General features: G+C 69.5%; 22 protein-coding genes and 1 tRNA gene. 12 read left to right on the top strand and 11 right to left on the bottom strand.

The features are described 5' to 3' along the window. Positions 1–54 precede the first annotated feature (54 nt). The 3 genes from ABD208_RS11285 to ABD208_RS11275 are packed head-to-tail and all read right to left on the bottom strand — an operon-like array spanning position 55 to position 2,165. Positions 55–501 (bottom strand): class I SAM-dependent methyltransferase, encoded by a 447-nt coding sequence (locus ABD208_RS11285; RefSeq protein WP_344102702.1) that lies wholly within the window; start codon positions 499–501, stop codon positions 55–57. Further along, the gene (locus ABD208_RS11280) at positions 498–1,391 is read right to left on the bottom strand and encodes an aminoglycoside phosphotransferase family protein (RefSeq protein WP_344102700.1); all 894 of its coding nucleotides are present in this window, start codon (positions 1,389–1,391) and stop codon (positions 498–500) included. The genes ABD208_RS11285 and ABD208_RS11280 overlap by 4 nt, the downstream gene beginning before the upstream one ends. A 27-nt stretch (positions 1,392–1,418) precedes the next feature. Further along, entirely contained in the window at positions 1,419–2,165 is a 747-nt protein-coding gene (locus ABD208_RS11275) for a hypothetical protein (RefSeq protein WP_344102698.1), read from the bottom strand. 245 nt (positions 2,166–2,410) lie between these two features. Here ABD208_RS11275 and ABD208_RS11270 point away from each other — a divergent pair, with 245 nt between their 5' ends. Together ABD208_RS11270 and ABD208_RS11265 are read left to right on the top strand one after the other, a co-directional pair. Continuing rightward, positions 2,411–2,674 (top strand): ribbon-helix-helix domain-containing protein, encoded by a 264-nt coding sequence (locus tag ABD208_RS11270; protein ID WP_344102696.1) that lies wholly within the window; start codon positions 2,411–2,413, stop codon positions 2,672–2,674. Beyond that, positions 2,671–2,922: a toxin gene (locus tag ABD208_RS11265; RefSeq protein ID WP_425561099.1), complete on the top strand. Its 252-nt coding sequence runs from the start codon at positions 2,671–2,673 to the stop codon at positions 2,920–2,922. The genes ABD208_RS11270 and ABD208_RS11265 overlap by 4 nt, the downstream gene beginning before the upstream one ends. A 24-nt stretch (positions 2,923–2,946) precedes the next feature. Here ABD208_RS11265 and ABD208_RS11260 read toward each other — a convergent pair whose 3' ends face one another. Then, positions 2,947–4,035: a helix-turn-helix domain-containing protein gene (locus tag ABD208_RS11260; protein WP_344102694.1), complete on the bottom strand. Its 1,089-nt coding sequence runs from the start codon at positions 4,033–4,035 to the stop codon at positions 2,947–2,949. 244 nt (positions 4,036–4,279) lie between these two features. Between ABD208_RS11260 and ABD208_RS11255 the strand changes: the two genes are divergently transcribed. Beyond that, complete coding sequence (locus ABD208_RS11255) at positions 4,280–5,143, top strand: hypothetical protein (RefSeq protein WP_344102692.1); 864 nt, start codon at positions 4,280–4,282, stop codon at positions 5,141–5,143. Continuing rightward, a complete protein-coding gene (locus tag ABD208_RS11250) occupies positions 5,133–6,239 on the top strand; it encodes a ParB N-terminal domain-containing protein (RefSeq protein ID WP_344102690.1) in 1,107 nt (368 codons plus the stop codon). Before ABD208_RS11255 ends, ABD208_RS11250 begins: the two co-directional genes overlap by 11 nt. Here the strand turns inward: ABD208_RS11250 and ABD208_RS11245 are convergent. The 7 genes from ABD208_RS11245 to ABD208_RS11215 all read right to left on the bottom strand — a co-directional run bounded on the left by ABD208_RS11245 (position 6,211) and on the right by ABD208_RS11215 (position 12,024). Beyond that, entirely contained in the window at positions 6,211–7,530 is a 1,320-nt protein-coding gene (locus ABD208_RS11245) for a tyrosine-type recombinase/integrase (RefSeq protein WP_344102688.1), read from the bottom strand. The two genes, ABD208_RS11250 and ABD208_RS11245, sit on opposite strands and share 29 nt — an antisense overlap. Before the next feature lie 3 nt (positions 7,531–7,533). Next, the gene (locus tag ABD208_RS11240) at positions 7,534–7,914 is read right to left on the bottom strand and encodes a helix-turn-helix transcriptional regulator (protein ID WP_344102686.1); all 381 of its coding nucleotides are present in this window, start codon (positions 7,912–7,914) and stop codon (positions 7,534–7,536) included. Between the two features lie 74 nt (positions 7,915–7,988). After that, positions 7,989–8,061, bottom strand: a tRNA-Ala gene (locus ABD208_RS11235). A gap of 35 nt (positions 8,062–8,096) precedes the next feature. Further along, positions 8,097–8,216, bottom strand: a complete 120-nt coding sequence (locus tag ABD208_RS11230; RefSeq protein ID WP_211341653.1) for a DLW-39 family protein — start codon at positions 8,214–8,216, stop codon at positions 8,097–8,099. A 201-nt stretch (positions 8,217–8,417) separates the two neighbouring features. Continuing rightward, a complete protein-coding gene (locus ABD208_RS11225; protein WP_344102681.1) occupies positions 8,418–10,061 on the bottom strand; it encodes a beta-1,3-glucanase family protein in 1,644 nt (547 codons plus the stop codon). A 446-nt stretch (positions 10,062–10,507) separates the two neighbouring features. Continuing rightward, positions 10,508–11,179 carry an HAD family hydrolase gene (locus ABD208_RS11220; RefSeq protein WP_344102678.1) on the bottom strand — a complete coding sequence of 224 codons (672 nt, stop codon included), beginning with the start codon at positions 11,177–11,179 and terminating at the stop codon, positions 10,508–10,510. Continuing rightward, positions 11,176–12,024, bottom strand: coding sequence for a GntR family transcriptional regulator (locus ABD208_RS11215; protein WP_344102676.1), 849 nt, complete (start codon positions 12,022–12,024; stop codon positions 11,176–11,178). The genes ABD208_RS11220 and ABD208_RS11215 overlap by 4 nt, the downstream gene beginning before the upstream one ends. Before the next feature lie 95 nt (positions 12,025–12,119). On the opposite strand from ABD208_RS11215, the gene ABD208_RS11210 reads away from it, so the two are divergent. The 8 genes from ABD208_RS11210 to ABD208_RS11175 all read left to right on the top strand — a co-directional run bounded on the left by ABD208_RS11210 (position 12,120) and on the right by ABD208_RS11175 (position 19,516). Then, positions 12,120–12,449 (top strand): DUF6284 family protein, encoded by a 330-nt coding sequence (locus tag ABD208_RS11210; protein WP_344103238.1) that lies wholly within the window; start codon positions 12,120–12,122, stop codon positions 12,447–12,449. Between the two features lie 13 nt (positions 12,450–12,462). Further along, positions 12,463–12,669, top strand: a complete 207-nt coding sequence (locus ABD208_RS11205; RefSeq protein ID WP_344102674.1) for a hypothetical protein — start codon at positions 12,463–12,465, stop codon at positions 12,667–12,669. Continuing rightward, entirely contained in the window at positions 12,669–14,939 is a 2,271-nt protein-coding gene (locus ABD208_RS11200; protein WP_344102672.1) for an FtsK/SpoIIIE domain-containing protein, read from the top strand. The genes ABD208_RS11205 and ABD208_RS11200 overlap by 1 nt, the downstream gene beginning before the upstream one ends. Positions 14,940–14,942: 3 nt before the next feature. Then, the gene (locus ABD208_RS11195) at positions 14,943–16,046 is read left to right on the top strand and encodes a helix-turn-helix domain-containing protein (protein WP_344102670.1); all 1,104 of its coding nucleotides are present in this window, start codon (positions 14,943–14,945) and stop codon (positions 16,044–16,046) included. A gap of 2 nt (positions 16,047–16,048) precedes the next feature. Beyond that, positions 16,049–16,480 (top strand): hypothetical protein, encoded by a 432-nt coding sequence (locus tag ABD208_RS11190; RefSeq protein WP_344102667.1) that lies wholly within the window; start codon positions 16,049–16,051, stop codon positions 16,478–16,480. Between the two features lie 144 nt (positions 16,481–16,624). Then, positions 16,625–17,038: a hypothetical protein gene (locus ABD208_RS11185; protein ID WP_344102665.1), complete on the top strand. Its 414-nt coding sequence runs from the start codon at positions 16,625–16,627 to the stop codon at positions 17,036–17,038. 73 nt (positions 17,039–17,111) lie between these two features. Next, a complete protein-coding gene (locus tag ABD208_RS11180) occupies positions 17,112–17,483 on the top strand; it encodes a WhiB family transcriptional regulator (protein ID WP_344102663.1) in 372 nt (123 codons plus the stop codon). Then, positions 17,480–19,516 (top strand): hypothetical protein, encoded by a 2,037-nt coding sequence (locus ABD208_RS11175; protein WP_344102661.1) that lies wholly within the window; start codon positions 17,480–17,482, stop codon positions 19,514–19,516. Before ABD208_RS11180 ends, ABD208_RS11175 begins: the two co-directional genes overlap by 4 nt. The last annotated feature ends 132 nt before the right edge of the window (positions 19,517–19,648 follow it).

Genomic DNA, 19,648 nt, shown 5'->3' with positions numbered 1-19,648 from the left:
CCGCACACCAGTGTGGCCCAGCGGGCGACGTCCCATCGCCACGGACCAGCCAGATCAACTGCTGTCCCGCCGGAGCAGGGTCACCTGATCGTGGTGTTCACCGGCACGGATGGTGACCAGGAACCGTCCCTCTGGGCGCAATACCCGACCGCATGCGGCCAGCAGCGGTCGCAGGTCATCGGTGAACGAGAGGGCGCCGAAGATCGAGATGACGACGTCGGCCGCATCTGGTCCGAGACGCCCCAGCTCGTCGACGGCGTCGCCGAGCACGAACCGCAGACCGGGGACATGCCCGTAGAGCGAGCGGGCACGTTCAACCTTGGCCGGGTCGTGGTCGATGCCGATCCCCACGGCGCCGTGCCGGTCGACGAGGTGGGCCAGGTTGTGGCCGCTGCCGCAGCCGATCTCCAAGACCACCGCGCCACGCAGCGCGCCGAGGATCGCCGCGTCGGGGCCGACGCCGGGTACGCGAGTCAGTTCGAGTCGTCCCGGCGGGCTCATACCTTCAGGAGGCCAGCGGCCTCGATCAGGTGCCGGCTAATTGCCGTGAGCCATGCGTCCTCGGCACCGTCGGCCCAGCCGAGGTCAAGCTGCTGGGCGAACCACTCCGCTGCCCAGACCCGATGCCAGCCCAGCGCCCACGATGCCGCGTCCAGACCGCCGCGGTCCTCGGCCGCCGACGGCGCCCCGCCCTGACCGCGGTACAGGTCGATCAGTTCCCGCACGCGTTCGACGTCGGGGGCGTCAATGGTGCCGTGCCAAGACGCCAGGTCCAGCAGGCCCGGACCGACGAACGCGCGGGCCAGGTCCAGGACCCGCACCCCTTCGTCCGTGACGTGCAGGGACGTGTGGTGGAACTCGGAGTGAACGAGGCCGAACGGGGCCAGCTCGGCGCCCTCGGCTCGCGCGTCCGCGGCAGCGACCAGGGAGTCCAGGCCGGCGCGGACGTCGTCGGGCAGGTCAAATCGTCCCAGGATCCCGGCAGCCGACGTTGGGAGTGCAGCCAGCTCGGTACGGCCGAGCCGGGACAGGCCTGGCAGGGTGGGTACGGCGTGAAGTTCGACGGCGGCGCGGGCGCCGTCGTCCAGGTCCGCCTGCCGTCGTGCGTCGCCGAGGTCCTCGATGAGCATGGCCAGCAGCCCGTCCCGGTGCGCCGAGGCGTGGACCGCAGGGACGGGCAGCCCCGCCCCCGCGGCCTCCACCAGAACGTGATCCTCGTTGTCGAACGGGTATTCCGCGTACTTGAACACCACGGACATGCCGCCGTCGAACACCAGCCTCTCGACCCCAGACCGCGCCCAGACCCGGATAGGTCGGCGGGCATACCGGTCCGGCAAACTCGCCGTCGCCAGGAGGTCGGGCAGCACGGCGGTCGCGTCCGTGGGATTCAAGGGATCGCTCCGTTCGTCCAGGTCAGGTCAGCCGCCGACGCGGCAATCGTAGACAGCCTGCAGCCAGCCGTCCCGGAAGCCAGCCAGCTCGTCGCGGAACCGGTCGATCGACGCCCCGTACGGCACCAGCGCGCCGCCGGACTGGTTCGGCGAGGACTGGCAGCCGTGCACCAGCCGGCCACCGAGCGCAGCATGCGCCTTGACCGACTCCACCCGCCGCGACTCGTTGAACCACGTCGAGTGGTACACCTCGTCGATCAGGTTGCCCTTCGCCTCGGACACGTCGAACACGACCTGCGTCGCAGCGGGGAAGAACCAACACGGGCCCACGTTCACGATCGACCCGTCCTCCCTCACCTTGTTCAGCGCCATCAGCGTGGCCGCCTGACGAAGCATCGCGAGCTCGTCGGGCCCGATCTCCTCCAGGCCCGCGACCGGCAGGAGCTCGTCCCGGAACACGTACGAGTACACCTCCCAGGCGATCCGCAGCACCTCCGCGGCGTCCGTCGTCGTGCGGGCGTGGGCCTTGATGAACCGCAAAGCGGTCTGCTCCAGCGCCTCGTCAACCGTCTCCGTGACGGGCAGCAACTCGTCACGGACCAGGTCCCAATCCACGACGAGCCACGACGCCTCGTCGAACCGGAAGAAGTACTGCGCGGGGTCGAGGGTGATCCGGGTCCCCTCGACCTCAATGCCGGGAAGGCGCGACCAACGCGGGTCGAACGCCTCGGGCAGGTCGACGCGGATCAGCGCCGACGGGGTGATGACGGTCATGCGTGCACTCCCTAGCTCGGGTTGAACTTCAGGCTCCGGCCGCCAACCGGCGACTCAGAGCCTGTCCATCGAACCCCTCCATCCAATCCCGCCACCACCAGCCCGAACACAGCGCGAGCGCAGCATCCCTGTCGCATCGATGTCTCGTGAGACCTCTCACCATCGCGTGCGCCCCCGCCAGGTACGCCATCCGCAACTCGCGTCCAGGCTTCCCCGCAACGACATTTACGTATACGGTATTGGGTATGAGTCAGCGGAAGATCCACGGCAAGCCCGTGAGCGACGAGCAGATCCAGGCGTGGGCCGACGAGGCGGAAGCCGGGTATGACACCGCCACGCTGCGTCGTCGTGGGCGCCCGACCGCCGGAGAGGGTCCCGGGACGGTGGTTCCGGTGCGCCTGGACGGCCCGACGCTGGCGGCGCTGATGAAGAGGGCCGAGGAGGAAGGGCTGGCGAACCGGTCGGAGGCGATTCGCGCCGCGGTACGTGCCTGGGCGCACGTCGCGTGAGGCTTCACAACTCCGCACGCAAGCACTTCTCCCGTGACCGGCTCAACGAGGCCGCTGTCCTGAGCGCGGCTCGGAGCCCGGCGTACAAGGCTCCGTTGGACGACGAGGACGATCCACGCCGGTGGCTCTGGATCGGGTTTGACGACTCCGGACGCGCGCTCGAACTCGTCGTCCTGGTCTTCGACTCCGGCGAAGAACTGATCATCCACGCGATGAAGGCCCGACGACAGTACCTTGATCTGCTGTAGATCCTCGACGAGGCAATTCGCTGCCTACAGATCGGGTCCGTGGTATTCGGGTGCGCTGGGTCCCGTCGGCCAGTCGAACGAGGGCGGGGGCTGATTACGCCGGGATTCATGCCCGGTCGGGGCAGGACGTGATCGCCCGCGGTCGGGCTCAGTCGCTCCGTAGGCTGTCGCCGGGCGGGTGAGGTCGGCCGGGGTCCAGCGGTCGTCGGGTGCGTCCTGGAGGTAGTAGGGCGTGCCGCCTGGTTCGGGGACGCCGACGGTCAGTGCGCCCTGGAGGAAGGGGCGCTTATGTGGGTCGGCGATGTATCCGGGTGGCCGGGAAGACACGCTCCGGTCGATCAGTGCGCGCTCCCGGTCATCGACGGCGGCGCGCGGGTCGCCAGCTGTTGCCGCAAGGTTGTCGTGGGCTTCGATCGCGTCGAGTGCCCAGCGGGCGAGGTCGTAGACCTCCATCCACAGCACGTTCAGGAGGGCGGCAGGTGATGGGGCGTCCGGACCGTGGAGGCGTGCAGCCAGAGTGCCGGCCTTGCTTTCCTCGTTGAGCATCGACAGCAGCGCGAAGCGGGCTTCGAACTTTCCATAGGCGGTGATGGCCGCGAGGCGGGCTTCCAGGATGCGACCGTAGCCGCCGGTGAACCAGCCAGCCGCTGCCGGTGCTCGCTCGACGCGCCCGGGGAGCATCTCCATGCTGCTGTTCCTCAGCACACCGCGGCGGACGACACCCACCGGGGTAGGAGTGGCACTGCGCGAGACGTCGACGTCGAGCGGGTACAGGATCTCCATCGGGGAGACGCCGAGTGCGGCGGCCAGGACGGTGATGTCCTGGAGGTAGATCTTCTCCCGGGGGCGGGTCTCCAGGTTCCCGATGCTCGCGCGTGCCATGGGGTAGCCAAGTTCTGCGGTCCGATCGGCAACTTGCTGGGTCGAGAGCCCAGCTGCCAGGCGGGCGGCGCGAAGTCGTTCGCCGATTCTCGCGGTCCAGGTGCGTGACCAGTCCGACGGGTCACTACTGGCAGCAGCGTTCACGATTCCGGCTGCGCTGCCGGATTGCGGGTGAGGCGAGTCTTGTGGCCCGTCGGGCTCGGGCACGCGCTCGTTCGGAAGGATGCGCATGCGATCACACTACGCCGAACGCGCATATCATCAACACTCACGACGCAGTTGCGCAGGTATTGCGCAACACGCCCTGCCCGGCTACTGTAATGCGCATCAGGCCCTCCCAGAGGGCCTGGAGTGGAATCGATCAGCGATGCGCACCGAGGTCACGGGCGCGGACCGGACGGCTGGGCCGGACCGCCATCCCGATCAGCAGCCCGCCGGCACTTTCCGCTGCTCCGACGACGAACGAGCACGGCTCATGACCGGGCTCGCAGCCTCCGGCACCGACCCGGATTTCGCCACGTCAGACGGGCTCCGCGCGCTTCTCGAACACATGGCAGCGGGAGGCCCTGATGCGTGGGCGACGTCCCAGGAGGCTGCGAATCTGCTCGCCTTCTGCGCCACCCGGTACGAGCACCTCGCACGTAAGCACCACCTGACCCCGCATGACGCGGCCGTCGCGGCGTTCGAGGTACTCCGCACCCCGGCCGTGCGACGCGCACGGAACCCCTGGGCCATGGTGACGACCGCCGTGGCCCGAACACTTCGAGCCGAGGCCCGTGCCAACGATCTGCTCTGCTCTCGCGACCGGGCCCGCCGCCTGCTGGCTCGCACCGACCTGCCGGCAGCGTGGCGGATCGGAGACCCGTCCGCTCCGACATCGCCGACCAGCTCCGAACCATCCCCCTGGCTCGAATCCGCTCTCTCGACATCGAGCACCGCAACGGTCTTCGCGCCCGAACCCGACCCCGCCACCGCCGCCGCCGTCCACCGGGTCCGGACCGCGACGCGGGCGGCCGTCGCCGTGCTCGCCGCTGTCGGCTGGCCCGACGACGTCGTGCGCCTCGGTCTGGACCACATCATCGCGGCCCTCACCGAGGCCGGGTCGATGTCCGCCGCGCGGCAGCGACTGCGCAAGGACCGGCAGATCCTGGCCGCTCTCGATCTCGATCAGCGTGCCTGGTCACGTCTCCTGGCCGTGACGCTGGGAAGCTCTGCCCGCACGGGGCTGCTCCACCGGCTCCTGGCCGGCGACGCGCCCCGGCGGATCATCATCGAGGACGCCCACGACCTGACCCCGCCACGCAACGTCAATACCCGGGAGGTCGACCATGCCGCATGAAACCGCCGACGGGTCGCGGCTCGACCGCGCCGTGGACTCCATCACCGTCGGGCACCGGCACCGCCGCGAGGTCGGCGACCTCGAAACCCTGCAGGACTCCATCGCACGGATCGGACTGCTCTGCCCGATCACCGTCACCCCGGACGGACACCTGCTGTGCGGGTGGCGACGGCTGGAAGCCGTCCGCGGGCTCGGATGGAAGACCGTGCCGGTATTCGTCCGGCGCGCCTCGGCCGGGCTGCGCGACCTGATCGCCGAACAAGACGAGAACACGATCCGCGAGCCGCTCGACCTGACGGCCGAAGAGGCGCTGTACCGCGAGTACAAGAGCATCGAGGCAGAACAAGCAGCCCAGCGACAGCGCGCCACCCGCTTCCACGCCTCCGAGCGCAACAGCACGAAGGCCAGCCGTAAAAGGGACGCCGCGGGCTCCGCCGAATCGGCGGTACCGCGCCAGCAGGACGAACACCCACCGGGACAGCACGGCGACTCGCGTGCGAAGGCGGCCCAAATGGTCACGGGCAGGAAGTCCTACACCCGCCTCGAACACGCCGGCCGGATCAAGGACGCCCGCCAAGACCCAGAGCTGCCCGTCCACATCCGCGCCATGGCAACGGCCGCCTGGAAGGAGATCACGGCCGGTCACACCTCCCCGGAGAAGGAATGGAAGCGCATCAGCGCCGCGATCACGGAACACGCCGCGACGAACGATGAGCTCGGGACCGACGACGGCCAGATCGACACTGCCGACCTGGCCGCCGTCGCCCGCGCCGCACTCGCACAGCCCCGGCCGCGACGTCGGGTGCATGAGCCATCCGACGATGCCGAGCCCGTTGCGGCTCCGGCCACGCACCGACCGCTCTCCAAGGCCCTGACCCACCTCGACAGCTGGATCAGAGCCGCAGACCCCGACGCCTTGGCCGAGCACGCCACCACCATTGACCTCGCTCGCCTGCACCATGCCTCCGAGAGCCTCGACCATCTGTGCACGGCGATCCACGCCGCTCTCCACAAGCGTCACCCCGCGCTCCGACGACGCAAGGCCGTGGGAGCGCAGGGTGACGACGTCAGTGACGACCGGCCCCGACTCTGGTAAGAACCGCTGTTGTTCCGACGGCTTCCTCCTCCGCCTCCCGGCGCGCTTCCCCGTCACCGATCTCGACCATCGCCTGCAGCACCGCCGACGTGTCCGGCGCCAGCCGCAGCCGCTCGATGTAGTGCCTGCTCGTTACTCCGGCGTCGATCGCATGCCCCAGCAGCGAAGCGGCGTCGGCCGGGCTCATCTTCCGCGCGACCTGGGTCGCCACCGTCGAACGCAGCAGGTGGGGGTGCACCTCGCCCTTCATGTCCGCCAGATCCAGTGCGCTCCGCAGCATCCGGCGGAGGTTGTGTGTCGAGACGGGGCGCCGGGCGTTGCGGCCGTCCTTGTACAGCCGACCCGGGAAGACCGGCATCTCCGCGGTCGTCTCGGCGGGACGGATCGAGTTCAGCGCCTCGGCGGCAAACGGCGGGATGATGATGGTTCGCTCCCCTGCGGAGGTCTTCGGCATCGCCTGCCGCACCACGCCCTGTCCCTTGACGTCGGTCAGGGTCGCCTCGACCGTGATCGTCGGCAGCCCGTCAGGGGAGAGGTTCACCTCGCCCCAGCACAGCGCCATGACCTCTCCGATCCGCAGGCCTGCGCCAAGCATCACATCGACCGCCACCCGCAAGTGACCCGTCGGCTTCGGACCGGACCTGTCCTGCCGCCACTTCTCCCAGGCCCGGACCGCTGCCCGCAGTCGTCCCACCTCCAGCGCGGTGATCGCGCGCGGCGTCGGCTTCGTCTTCGCCGGAGCGATCGTCTTGCGCATCGGGTTGTCCCGCAGCGCGTCATGGATGACGGCACGGTCGAGCACCTGGTTCATCGCGTTGCGCGCCTGCCTGGTCGTCACGATCATGCTGTTCTTCCCGCCCTCGCCCTTCTTCAGCAGCGAGTCCAGGAACGACTGGCACGACGCCGGGGTCAGCTGGTTCAGCTTCGTGTTGCCCATCGCCGGGATCACGTGCCTGTCGATCACCCGCTCGTACTCGTCCACGGTCTGAGCGCGCATCGGCGGGTTCGGCCACGACGTCCGCACCCGCATCTCGTCGATCCACTGCCGACACGCAAGCCCGACCTTCGACGTCGGCTTCAGATCCTCCGAGCCGCGCGCGGCGCTCAGCCGCTCCGTCACACCTCGCTGCACCTTGAGCCGCGCCACGTCGCTCGACGACGCGTTGCGGGACACCCACGTCTCTGAGCCATCCCACAGACAGAGCCGCGTCCGGGCCCGCCACTTGTCGGGTGCGGTCTGCTGCAGGAAGATCTCGCCGTGCTCGCCCGGTGCCAGCTTCTGCTTGCCCACGAGTCACCACCCCGACCCGTCACGTGCGGAGCCCGGTTCGCGGTCCGGCCGGTCCGTGTCCGCCTCGGCCGCCGCCGCGCACGACTCCAGCCACTCGGCCACGTCCGACTCCGCGAACAGCAGGTGCCGCCCGACCTTGTACGCCCGCGGCCCGGTGCCGCGCTTGCGCCACGTGTGGACGGTGGCCGGCGTCGTGCGCACCAGGGCACACAGCTCTTCCAGGGTCCACATCGGAGTGCGGTCCAGCCGGGGGCGCTGTTCGTCGTCGGGTGTCGTGCTCATGTCGTTCACGAGTACGGCCGCGACCACCTCACGCGCGCAACCGTCGTCGTCCATGGGCACCCACGGGCGCCGCAATCGTGTCAGGAACCGTGTCATCCTCATGCATCGCTCTCTTCGTCGATGCCTTGCGAGGAACGCGAAAGGCCGCTGATCTGCGGATCGACGGCCTCACCAGGTGGAGCCAAGGGGACTCGAACCCCTAACCCCCTGCTTGCAAAGCAGGTGCGCTACCAATTGCGCCATGGCCCCGCACGGAAGCGTCGCTGGGCGACGCCCCGCATATATTACTCGACGGTGTCGGTGACCTCGGACCAGAGGTCACGTCCCTCGGCGTCCTCGTTGAGCTTGCGCCACAGGACGTAGCCCGCGCCGGCAGCCAGGATCAGGACGAGCAACTTCTTCACGAGTTCCTCCGTGGTCGGAACGACGGACCGAGCTCTCCGGTCCTCGTGTCACCCACAATCGCACACGGGGGCGCATTCGGACCAGTTGTCGGAGTGGGACTCACCGGAGACACCCGGGGACACGAGCGAGCGGCCGTGATCCGCCGCAGCCAGGCTCTGGCTGCCGGCACGGATCACGACCGCTCATCGGTACGGCTCAGCTCAGAAGGTCCAGCGCTGCGCCTGGGCCGTGGAGCAGGTGCGGATCTCCAGCTTCTGGCCGTCCTGGAGCGTGCCGCCGACAACCGCCAGGCACTTGCCCGAGCCCGAGTTCTTCAGCTGCTGCGACCCGCTGTCGTAGGTCCACTTCTGCGCGCCCGTGCCGTTGCACGTCCACAGCTGGACCTTGGTGCCGTCCGCCGTGCCGGCACCGGCCACGTCGAGGCACTTCCCGAGCGCCGAGATGGTGTTCCCCGACCGCGTCCACGTCTGCGCGGTGTTGTACGTGCAGTTCACGATCTGGACCTGGTTGCCGTCCGTCGCGTCGGCCCACGGCACGTCCACGCACATCCCGTTGGCCGCCTTGATGGCGCCCGTACCCTGCGGCAGGGACGTGGCGGGCGGCGTCGTCGTACCGCCGCCGCTGCCGCTGATCGGCGTCGCCGTCCCCGCGAACGGGTCGAGCTGGATGTACGCGGCCGTGGGGTTGCCGTCGTGGACCAGGGACTCCTGGGCCTCGACGTCGTCGAACGCGAACGCGTACGCCTTGCCGTCGGCCATCTGCTGGTGCACGTACTTCGCGTAGTAGTTCGTGCGCGAGTCCTGGTAGAACGTGTCCTTCGACGGGCCCGGGTGGGTCTCGCCGAGCAGCAGCGTCGAGCGGTTGAGCCCGGCGCAGAGCGTGCGGGAGATGGCGCCGATGTCGTTGTTCGGGGCCGGGAGGTCACCCGCGCACCCGAAGATCGAGGCCGCGGACGGCTTGTTGAAGCTCGCCACCTGCGCACCGGAGGTGTTCGTGAAGGTCATGGTGTTGCCCGACACCCTGCCGAAGAACTTCCGCGCGGGCTCGTTGGCGTACGGGACGACGGTCATCGTCGCGGAGCTGTACTTCGACCAGACGGCGTCGACGTAGGCCTGCATCACGCCGGCGGAGATCTTGCCCTCGCCGATCGCGTGGCCGGGAGACATGACACGCAGCACCGAGCCGTTGGACGCGGTGTGCTCCAGATCGCTCCAGCCGGACTGGCCGTTCAGGCTGTTCACGACGTTCTGGAAGCCGTTCGGCTTGAGCATGCCGGTGCTTCGCACCTCGCCCGACGACGTCTTCAGGCCGGTCTGGTACGGGGCCGAGAAGAAGTCGACCTGGGTGCTGTTGATCCACAGGCCCGAGTCGTTGAGCGTGTACTCGGTCCAGTTGAACATGATGTTCCGGTTGGGGTCCGACGGGTTCTGCACCGCCGGCTGCACCAGGCGCCCGTCGAGCACGACCTGGAACGTCATCTTCTGGCCGTAGCTGAAGTACACGCGGCCGGACAGCTTCGGCAGCTGGATCGTCTTGGACTGCCCGCGTGCCGGGCCCGCGATCGAGGCATCGGGGGCCGGGCTGGGAGTCGTTCCGGCGTCGGGCCACGGGTGGAAGGTCCCCGACGCGTCGGAGTACCCCATGTCCCCGTTGCGCTCGCCGAGGATGTACAGGTAGACCTGGTCACCCCGGTCCGAGTTGTTGGTGACGGTCAGCGGGATGGTGGCCGGCACCGCAGCGGCGGCCGCCTCGGCCTCCGGCGCCCCGTGCGCGGCCGTCGCCCACGGCACCACAAGACAAGCGACCATTGCCACCATGCCGATCATCTTCTTCGACGGCGACATCAAGCACCTCCATAGGTTGAGAACGCTCTCAAAGCTACGCAGAGGTTACTTGGTTGTCACCCTTTCCCAGAGCTCCGTGGGGAAACCCCGTACAAGCCCTCCAGAGCCCGGCAACACTGTGGATCCCAGGAAGCTGCTCGGCCTGATTCACGAGCCCACCCATCAGGGGGTCCGGGGGACGAAGTCCCCCGGGGCGGGGCGCGGGGGCTCCGCCCCCGCAAGAAATGACGAGGCGGAGTGGTCTGGTCTCACCAGACACACTCCGCCTATCCGTCGAGTGGGGGTACGAGGACTTGAACCTCGGACCTCATCGTTATCAGTAATTCCCTCAGCAGATCTCAAACGCGCGTTCTACCAGCTCGCCATGCAGTGCCGCCAAATTCTGAGTGCATTGAGTGCACGGCAGACCTCCCGCTGCATCCTCGGGGGGCACCCGGGGGGCACGCTCAGAAAGCTTCAAGGAGGGCGGCAATGGTCGTCGTGATGGCGTCGGCGCCAGCCTCTTCGAGTTCTTCGCCGCGCTTCTCGGTCTTCGCGTAGCCGATTGAGCGAACGGCGGTTGCACGAGCGACTTCCACATCCGAGACCGAGTCACCGATGAGAACAGCTCTCGCTGACCCGCCGCTCACTTGGCGTAGAGCCTCGGTGACCTCGAACGGATTGGGTTTCATGAGGTCCGGTCGCCGTGCCGGCCGGCCGACCACGGCCGTGACGTAGTTCGTCAGCCTGTGGCGTGTGAGGTAGACGTCGATTGCCTCCGCTGCGTTATTGCTGACGATCACCACAGGGACGTTCTGGCGATGCAACTCTGCAAGCAGTTCGTGTGCCCCATCCGTCGGAACGGCAGTTCGTGCAGCCTTGACTTCAGCATGGATACAGGCGTCTTCGACTTCAGAGAGCACGTCAGCACCGAGGTCCGCGACCCACCGGATCACTGCAAGGTGGTCCGATGTTGTCTGGATTTCATCCGGCATCTCGACGTCGTGCCGCCGGAGCACGGCCCGGCCGGCGTCGGCCGTGGCGATGTTGGCTGGTGGCGGCATCAACGGCGTGACTGGGCCGTCGAAGTCGAGCAGAACGACATCCGCTGTCGCCAGGAGCTTACGAGCGTCGCTCACCGGGGCACCACCGTTGCAACGCTGTTCCACACGCTCTCGAACCAGGTACTCACCTGCGCGACGAACCTCGCGTCGATCGACTCCGGGTCGCCGTCGTCGGCGTGGTGGAACAGGATCGCGTCCTTCCCCATCGGGTCGTAGATCCGGATCAAGTCGCCATTGGCGCGGACGTCGTGCTCAACGACCGGGTAGAAGCCAAAGAACGCCTCGGAGTCGTTGATGACGTAGGCCTTGAAGACAGGTGCCGAGGTGAAGACGCGAGCCTCGACGTCGACATTCGGGACGAGGCCCAGGTCGCCGAGTTCGAGGATCGAGTCCGTGATCGCACCCAGGTTGCGGGCGCCAATGCCCGCCATGCGTGCGCGCGATCGCTCGCTTTCAACATCGTCTCCGCTCGTGGCGACCGGAAGGCCGAGCGGCTTAGTCATGTCCGAGAGCAGCATGCGGATCCGAATCGACTGCGGTGTCAGGCGGCCGGATCGGATCTTGTCGAGCGGTTCGACGATGGCCCCGTGGAGGGTCTCCGAGGTGTAGCCGACGAAGTCGATGCGGACGTCGTCGGTCTCGAACGCCTTCTCAAGGTGCGGCCTGAGGCCGACAGGCTTGGCAGTGCGCTCCCGGGCGTACATGCCGCTGCCCTGTCGCGACACGATGAGCCCTTCATCTTTGAGCATGCGTAGCGCCGTCTGAACCGTGGCGCGCACGACGCCATAGCGCTTGGCGAGCTCCGTCTGGCTGGGGAGCTTCTCTCCGGGCTGGATCTTGCGGGTGAGGATCGCCGCGCGAAGGGCCGCCGCGATCTGGAGGTATGGCGCACGTGGGTCATCGAGATCAAGCGAATTCATAGCTCCACGGTACCCGCCTGCGCATCCAAGTTAGCCAAGTTCGCGCTCAGTGTTGACATGGCTAATCAGGTTGTGCATCCTTGGTCTAGGCCAAGCTGACTAGCCAGGCCAGCCAAATCGGAAGGGATGTCCGTGCAATGAGCGAGGAAGCAGAGCCGACGTCGTCGGACCTGGAGGCGATCGAGGCGGAGTGGCCGCTGCTCGCGGCTGAGCTGTCGGTGGTGGACGCGGAGTGTCGTCTGCTGGCGCTGCCGTGCGAGGTGACCGTGCGGTCGCATCGGCGTGCAGTCGCTCGCCTGAACGCTGTGGTCCGGCTGCGTCGTGAGGCGCGCCGTAAGTCCGTTCCGGGTCGCGTCCCTGTGGTCGCGGTCCGTCTCCGTTCCCCGTTCCTGGCCGTCGTCCCGACGACGCCGGCCGCTGCCTGAAGGAGAAATCACCATGGTCACGATGTCACTGTTCTTCGTCCTGCTGGTCGCCGTCGTCGCGGGCGTGTGGCTCAAGAAGCTGTCGAACGGCTCCCTCATCCTGGGGATCCTGTTCGGCCTGTCCCTGGCCGCGACGCCGTTCGGGGCGCCGCTGCTGGAGGCGTTCCAGGCCGTTCTGAACGGTCTGGTGTCCGCCACGTCGTCCGTGGCGGGTGCGTGATGAGCAACGGCAACGAGAAGCGGCTCCCGGACGACGGGGAGTTGTTCGCGATGGTGTACGGCGCCGCCGAGGTCGGGCGCGATGCCCGCCCGGCCTCGGGCGGTGCCGGAGTCCCGTCGTCGGACGACGGGATGCCCGGCGCGGATGCCGTGGCGGGGGAGGACAACGCCTTGTCGGGCGAGGTCATCCCCGCCCCGGCCGGGCCGGCCGAGGTTGAGGCCCGGGCGCCGCGGGTGATCCGGCAGCGCGGCACGGGTGAGCCGTTGCGGGTGCTGCCGGAGTGGGCGACGTCGTGGGACGTGTTCCTCCCGGCGATGCGCCGGCACACCGCCTACCTCGCGTCGTGGACGGCGCACCACGGTCTGCGGCTGCCGTTCGACTACGCCCCGAAGTTCCTGGGCCGGTCGATGGTGGGCCTGGCCGTGTGCACGCGTGGCCTGGTGCGGTGGGTGCTGGACTCGGACCAGAAGGCCACGCGCAAGCTGCTGGTCGAGGGCGTGCGCGGCACCGCGGAATACCGGGCGTTGCGCAAGGAGTACCGCGAGCAGGTCCGCGCCCGTCTGGCCGGGCTCACGGCCGGCGGGGTCCTGCTCGGCGTTGCCGGCGTGACCCTGTACGGCGCGCTCGGCCCGGACGGGTTCCAGCTCGCCGCCGCCGGCGCGGGCGCCGCGGCCCTCACCGCGTTCGGGATCGTCGGGACGCGCAAGGTCGACAAGCCGATCGCGTCGGAGCACTCGACCAAGGTCCCCGCGCTCACGGTCGACGTGGTCACCGATGCGCTCATGCGCCTGGAACTGTCGGGGCAGCGTGGTGAGGTCAAGCGCGGCAACGCCGAGATCAAGGTGCTGCGGATCTTCCCGGCCACCGGCGGCACCGAGATCCACGTCGACCTTCCCGCCGGCGCGACCGCGGCCGACGTCGTGAAGTCCAAGGACAAGCTCGCCGGCGCGCTGCGGCGACCGATCGACTGCGTGTGGCCCGAGGGGAACCCCAAGGCGCACCCGTCGCGGTTGAACCTCTACATCGCGGACAAGGCACTCAGTGAGCGGGGCGTGGTGCCGTTCAAGTACCGCCGCCGGGGCGTGACGAACGTGTTCGAGGAGTTCGAGATCGGGCACGACCAGCGCGGCCGGGGCGTGTCGGTGTCCCTGATGTACAACAACGGCCTCGTCGGGGGCCTGCCGGGCATGGGCAAGACGTTCGTCCTGCGCGTGTTCATGGTGGGCGCCGCCCTCGACCCGCGCACCGAACTCCACATCCACGAACTCAAGGGCACGGGCGACCTGTTGCCGTTCGAGCCGATCGCGCACGTGTGCCGATCGGGGGACGACCCGGACGACATCGCCGCCCTGCTGACCGACCTCAAGGGCATTCAGGCCGAGATGCGCCGCCGCGCCAAGATCATCCGCACCCTGCCCCGCTCGGTCGTCACCGAGTCCAAGGTCACCGACGAACTCGCCGCGGTCGGGAACCCGCACGGGTTCAAGCCACTCATGCTCGTGATCGACGAGAGCCAGCTCGCGTTCAACGACCCGACCCACGGCAAGGAGATCACCGCACTGGTCGAGGACATCGAACGCCGCGGCCGGGCCCTGGCGATCATGGTGTGGCTGGCCACCCAGCGACCCAACAAGGACGCCATCCCCACCAGCATCTCCGCACTCATCAGCCTGCGCCTGTGCCTGCGCGTGGGCGACCAGACCACCAACGACATGGTCCTCGGCACCTCGATGTATCAGGCCGGGCACCGGGCGACCGAGTTCTCCGGGGAGGACAAGGGCGTGGCGCTGCTGGCCGGGGAGAAGTCCGACCCGCAGCTCGTGCGCGGCGCCTACATCGACGGCGCCACGACCGACCAAATCGTGGAGCGCGCCCGCGCCCACCGGGAAGAACTCGGCCTGCTCACCGGCGCCGCCGCGGGCGAGGAACCCGCCGACGTCGACCACTCCACGATCCTCGATCACCTGCTGGCGGTGTGGCCCGAGAACGACCCGGACTGGCCCAACGGCAAGGTCTGGTCCGACGAACTCGCCGCCCGCCTGGCCGAGCACAAGCCCGCTCTCTACGACGGATGGACCGGCCCTCAGGTCAACGCCGCGGTCAAGAACCACGGCATCGAGGCCAAGGGCGTCAAGCACAAGGACGCCGGCGGCATCCCCCGCAACCGTGCCGGCCTCACCCGCACCGACCTCGCCGCCGCCGCGGCGGACGAGGCCGCGCTGCCCGAGTTCGACACGCTCGCCCGCCCCGACGAGTCCGAGGAGGACTGACCGATGAACGCCACCGCCAGCAAGCCCCGCCCCGGCCTCGTCGCCGCCGTGGCCGTCGCCGTGATCAGCACGGTGACCGCGTACCTGGCCATGGTCGCGTTCGGAACCGATGTCCTGCACATGCCGGCCTGGCTCGCGTTCGTCTGCTCCGGCGTGTTCGAACTGTCCCTGGTCACCGTCGCACTGCTGGCCCGCGAGGCCGCCCGGGACAACCGTCCCAGCGGGATTCTTCTCATGCTGACCTGGGCCCTCAGCGCAACGTCGGGCGTGTTCGCGGCCTGGCACGAGTTCGTGTCCCTGCCGTTCACCGAGGCGATCGGTGCCGCCCTGTTCCGGTTCCTCACGCCGCTGCTCGCGGCGCTCATGTGGCACCTGGCGCTGATCGGTGACCGGCACCTCGCCACCGGGGCCTCGTGGTCCGGGATGCGCACCACGGCCCGCATGCACGTGCTGTTCCTGGCCACCGAGGACCTGTACCGGATCCAGGCCGACGTCGACGGGTCGTGGGCCTCGCGACGCCGCCTGGCCATCGCGGCACGACGACGCCGCAAGGCCCGCGCAATCGCCCTGCGCTCGGTCGCACCGCAGGACATGCGGGCGCACTGCGCCGCCCACGTGGACGCCGTCAAGGCCCAGGCCGACGCCGACGCCGAACTCGCCGCCCTCCACGTCGCACACCGCGCCCGGCTCGCCGGCGTCCTGGGTGGACAGGCTCCGGTGTCCACGACCAGCGCGGACACGCAGTCCCCGTACGCAGTCCAGGCCGCCAAGGCGGTGTCCACCGAGGTAGCCCAGATCGTGTCCACGAACGAGTCCACCGGTTCGTCCATGGACAAGCCCGTGGACCCCCCGCGCCGGACCGGGCGGAACCGTCGTGGACAGTCCACGCGCACCACAAGCACCCGCACGCTGGACGCCACCATGGCGAACGAGATCGTGACCCGACGCGCGGCCGGGGACCGCCCCGTGGACATCGCCGCCGCGCTCGGTCTGGGCCGCTCCACCGTCTACAAGGTCCTCAAGAACGAGACCACGCCGGACACAACGCCCGCCACCACCACGGACACGACGACGCCGGCGCCCGCCGTGCTCGCGGAGGTGAACTGATCATGACCGGCTCGTCCACCCGACCCGCGGTCGGCCAACTCGACCACGGCGACGCCGACCTCGCCCGTGCCGCTCGGCGTGTCATCGAACGCCTGGAGGCCATCACCCAGGCCGCGGGCCTCGCCGTGCTGCTGTCGGTGGCCGGGTTCGCCGCCGCGATGCTCGCCGACCGGCCGAACCTCGCGACCGTGATCCTCCTGATCGGCGCCGGTGCGCACCTCGCCGGCCTGGCCGGGGCGGTCGCGCTGATCGCCCTCGGCCCGGCCCCAGAGCTGCCCGCCCTCGAACCGGCCGACCCGCGACTCCCAGCACGTGCCCGGGCAGCGGGCAACCCCCCTCCCGGACCTGTCCCAGGTCTGGCCCGAGGTAGCAGAGCCCCCGCTACCGGTAGTGCCACCACTACCCCCGAAAACCGCATGGTCCTGCGGAAGTAGCCAGGTAGCGGCCCGCCCGCTGACCGCGCACCTACCCCGAAAACCCACCCGCCAGGGGACCGGCGGAGCACTACCCCTACCGCCCGGCCCCCAGCTCGGCCCATGCCCGAAACCCGCCACACCCACCAAGAGGAGTCAGCCGCAATGTCGAACACTGCCCGCCTCAAGGCCAAGTACGAGTCTCTGTTCAAGCAGGCCGCGGGCCTGTGCAGCGAGTTCTCCCGTCTGGTCCTGGAGGACCTGGCCAAGGCCAACCAGAAGGAGGCCGACGCCAAGGCCACCGCGGACCGGGCCCGCACCGAGGCCGACAAGGCGCGCGCCGCAGCCAAGCTCGCCGAGGCCACCAAGACCGCCGACCAGGTCCACGCCCGCGCGTGGAACCTGGCAGCCAAGGGCCTTAACCAGGCCGCCCGCAAGGCGTACGAGGCCGGGAACGACTGGCGCCGCGCAGAGCACGACGCGACTGGCCGCCTGGTCTCCCCACTGCACATCCACGTCGAGATCAGCCACGACCGCATCACGGTCGACGACCTGGTCACCATCCGCCGCAAGCGCTGAACCACCGGTCCGGCGGTCGCGCACCGCGGCCGCCGGACCTCACACCCGCCGCCTGACCTGGAAGGAAAACCCGATGCGTATCGCTCACGCCCTGCCCGCCGCCCCCGCGCCCGTGCTGCGGATCCCGACGCCGGCCGACGACTCCCGCCCCCTCACGATCGACGAGGCCGCGCTGTCGCTGTGCTCGCAGACGGACCCCGAGGTGTGGTTCCCCGAGGTCGGGCAGCCCGCCCGCGAGGCCAAGCGGATCTGCGCGGCCTGCCCGATCGCCGCCCGCTGCCTCGCTATCGCCCTGGCCTCGCGCCCGCGTGTGGAGGGGATCTGGGCCGGCACCACCGAGCACGACCGCGCCCGGATCCTGGCCGCGCGCAACCGCGAGGCCCGGCGCCAGGCCGCGACGGCCGCGCTCGTGGCCGACGACGCGGACCTTGGGGAGGTGGCATGACCATCGAGGCCCTGAACCCGGCTACCGGCGCGGCGACCTCGGCACGGTCCGCGTACGAGCGTCTCGTGGACGCGCTGCGCGCGCACGGTTCTCGGGTGACCGAGAAGGGCGACCGGCAGGCCGTGGCGAACTGCCCCGGCCCGGTGCACGCCCACGGCGACCGGAACCCGTCCCTGTCCCTGCGTGCAGGTGAGGGTCAGGTGCTCGTGTACTGCCACGCCGGAGACGACGCCGCCGACGTGATCGCCGCCCTCGGCCTGACCATGGCCGACCTGTACGACGACCGCGCCGGGCGCCAGTACACCTACCGCGACCGGCACGGCCGCGACCTGGTCACGGTCACCCGCACCCCGGACAAGAAGTTCCGGCAGACCTCGGCCGATGCCCGCCTCAAGCCGCGCGAGGTCCCGTGGACGCTCTACCAGCTCCCCGAGGTCCTCGCCGCCGTCAAGGCGGGGCGGTGGGTGGTCCTGTGTGAGGGGGAGAAGGACGCCGACCAGGTCACCGCGCTGTGTGGGCCCGACGTCGTCGGCACCACAGGCCGCGGCGGTGCGACCAACATCGCCAAGACCGACCTGGCGCCCCTGCACGGCGCGAACGTGATCGCCGTGCCCGACCGCGACACGGCCGGGGACGCATGGGCTGCCCAGGTCCACGCCCAGCTCGCCGCCGCGGCGAGCGAGCTGGTGTTCATGCACGCCGCCGCCGGGAAGGACATCTCCGACCACCTCGCCGCCGGTCACGACCTGGCCGCGCTCGAACCTCACCAGCTCGCCCCGGCCGGCGAGGTCGACGTCGACGACACGTTCTGGGAAGCACGCCCCGAACTCGCCACCATCCGGCACTACGCCCGCGCCGCCATGGCTTCCCCGTGGGCCGTACTCGGCTGCGTGCTCGCCCGCGTCGCGCTGTCCACGCCGCCGACCGTGGTCATCCCGCCCCTCGGGAACGACCGCAACGCCGTGGCCTCGCTCAACTTCTTCGTCGGCCTGGTCGGACCATCCGGCGTCGGCAAGGGCGTGGCGACCGCCGCGGCCAAGGGATTCCTCGACGTGCCGCCCGGAGGTGGGCGCGCGATCGAGGAACGCCCCCTCGGATCCGGGGAAGGCATCTCCCACATGTTCGTTGAGACCGACGAACACGGCGACACCATGCCCGCGGCCTACTCGGTCTGGTTCGACGTGCCCGAGGTCGACACCCTCACCGCGCTCGTGGGCCGCAAGGCATCCACCACGGCCTCAGAGATGCGCAAGATGTTCTCCGGGGAAGGGCTCGGATTCCAGAACGCCGATGTCCAGCGCCGCAAGATCACCCCCGCGCACTCCTACCGCGCCGCGCTCGTGGCCGGCGTCCAGCCCGAGAAGGCCGGCCCCCTGCTCGACGACGCCGGCGGAGGCACCCCGCAACGGTTCATCTGGCTCCCCGCCACCGACCCCGGCGCCCCCGACGTCACCCCCGACGCGCCGGAACCGATCCGATGGACGTGCCCGGCCTCCCCGCTCACCCTCGACCGCCTCATGCTCAAGGTCGCCCGCCCGATCAAGCAGCAGTTACAGGCCGAACGCCGCGCTCGGCTGCGCGAGGAGATCGCCGACAACAACGGACAACAGTCCATCGTCCGGCTCAAGGTCGCCGCCCTGCTCGCGCTGCTCAACGGGCGCCTGGAGGTCACCGAATCCGACTGGCACCTCGCGGACTACGTCATGACCATCAGCAACCGCACCCGGGACCGGATGCGCGAGACCCTCGCCGCCGACGCCGCCCGCGCTTCCCGGCAGCGTGCCGAGGCCCGCGCCGCGTTCGACGAGCACCAGGACGACATCACGGTCCAGCGAACCGCCCGCAAGATCCTGGCCCGCCTCACCACCGAACCCACCTCGGCCAGCAGTCTGCGCGCGTCCCTGGGCAAGAACCTCCGGGAGAACTTCGAACCCGCGATCGACGACCTCACCCGCCGCGGCCTCGCGATTCGGATAGACAACGAGTACCACGGCCGACCAAGAACCCTCTACCGGCGCCCCGGCCAGGGCTGAGCCCTGGCACATGCCAGGGCTGCCAGGGCTCACATGCCAGGGCTAAAACCCCACGTCAGACGCCATTTCCAGCCCTGGCAACGAGCCCTGGCAAATGCCAGGGCTCAGACCCCGCCAGACACCCAGCACGAC

The sequence above is a fragment of the Myceligenerans crystallogenes genome, from assembly GCF_039529775.1.
Lineage (GTDB): Bacteria > Actinomycetota > Actinomycetes > Actinomycetales > Cellulomonadaceae > Myceligenerans > Myceligenerans crystallogenes.
The sequence above is the reverse complement of the archived record's forward strand: the minus strand, read 5'-3'. Positions and strand labels throughout refer to the sequence as shown.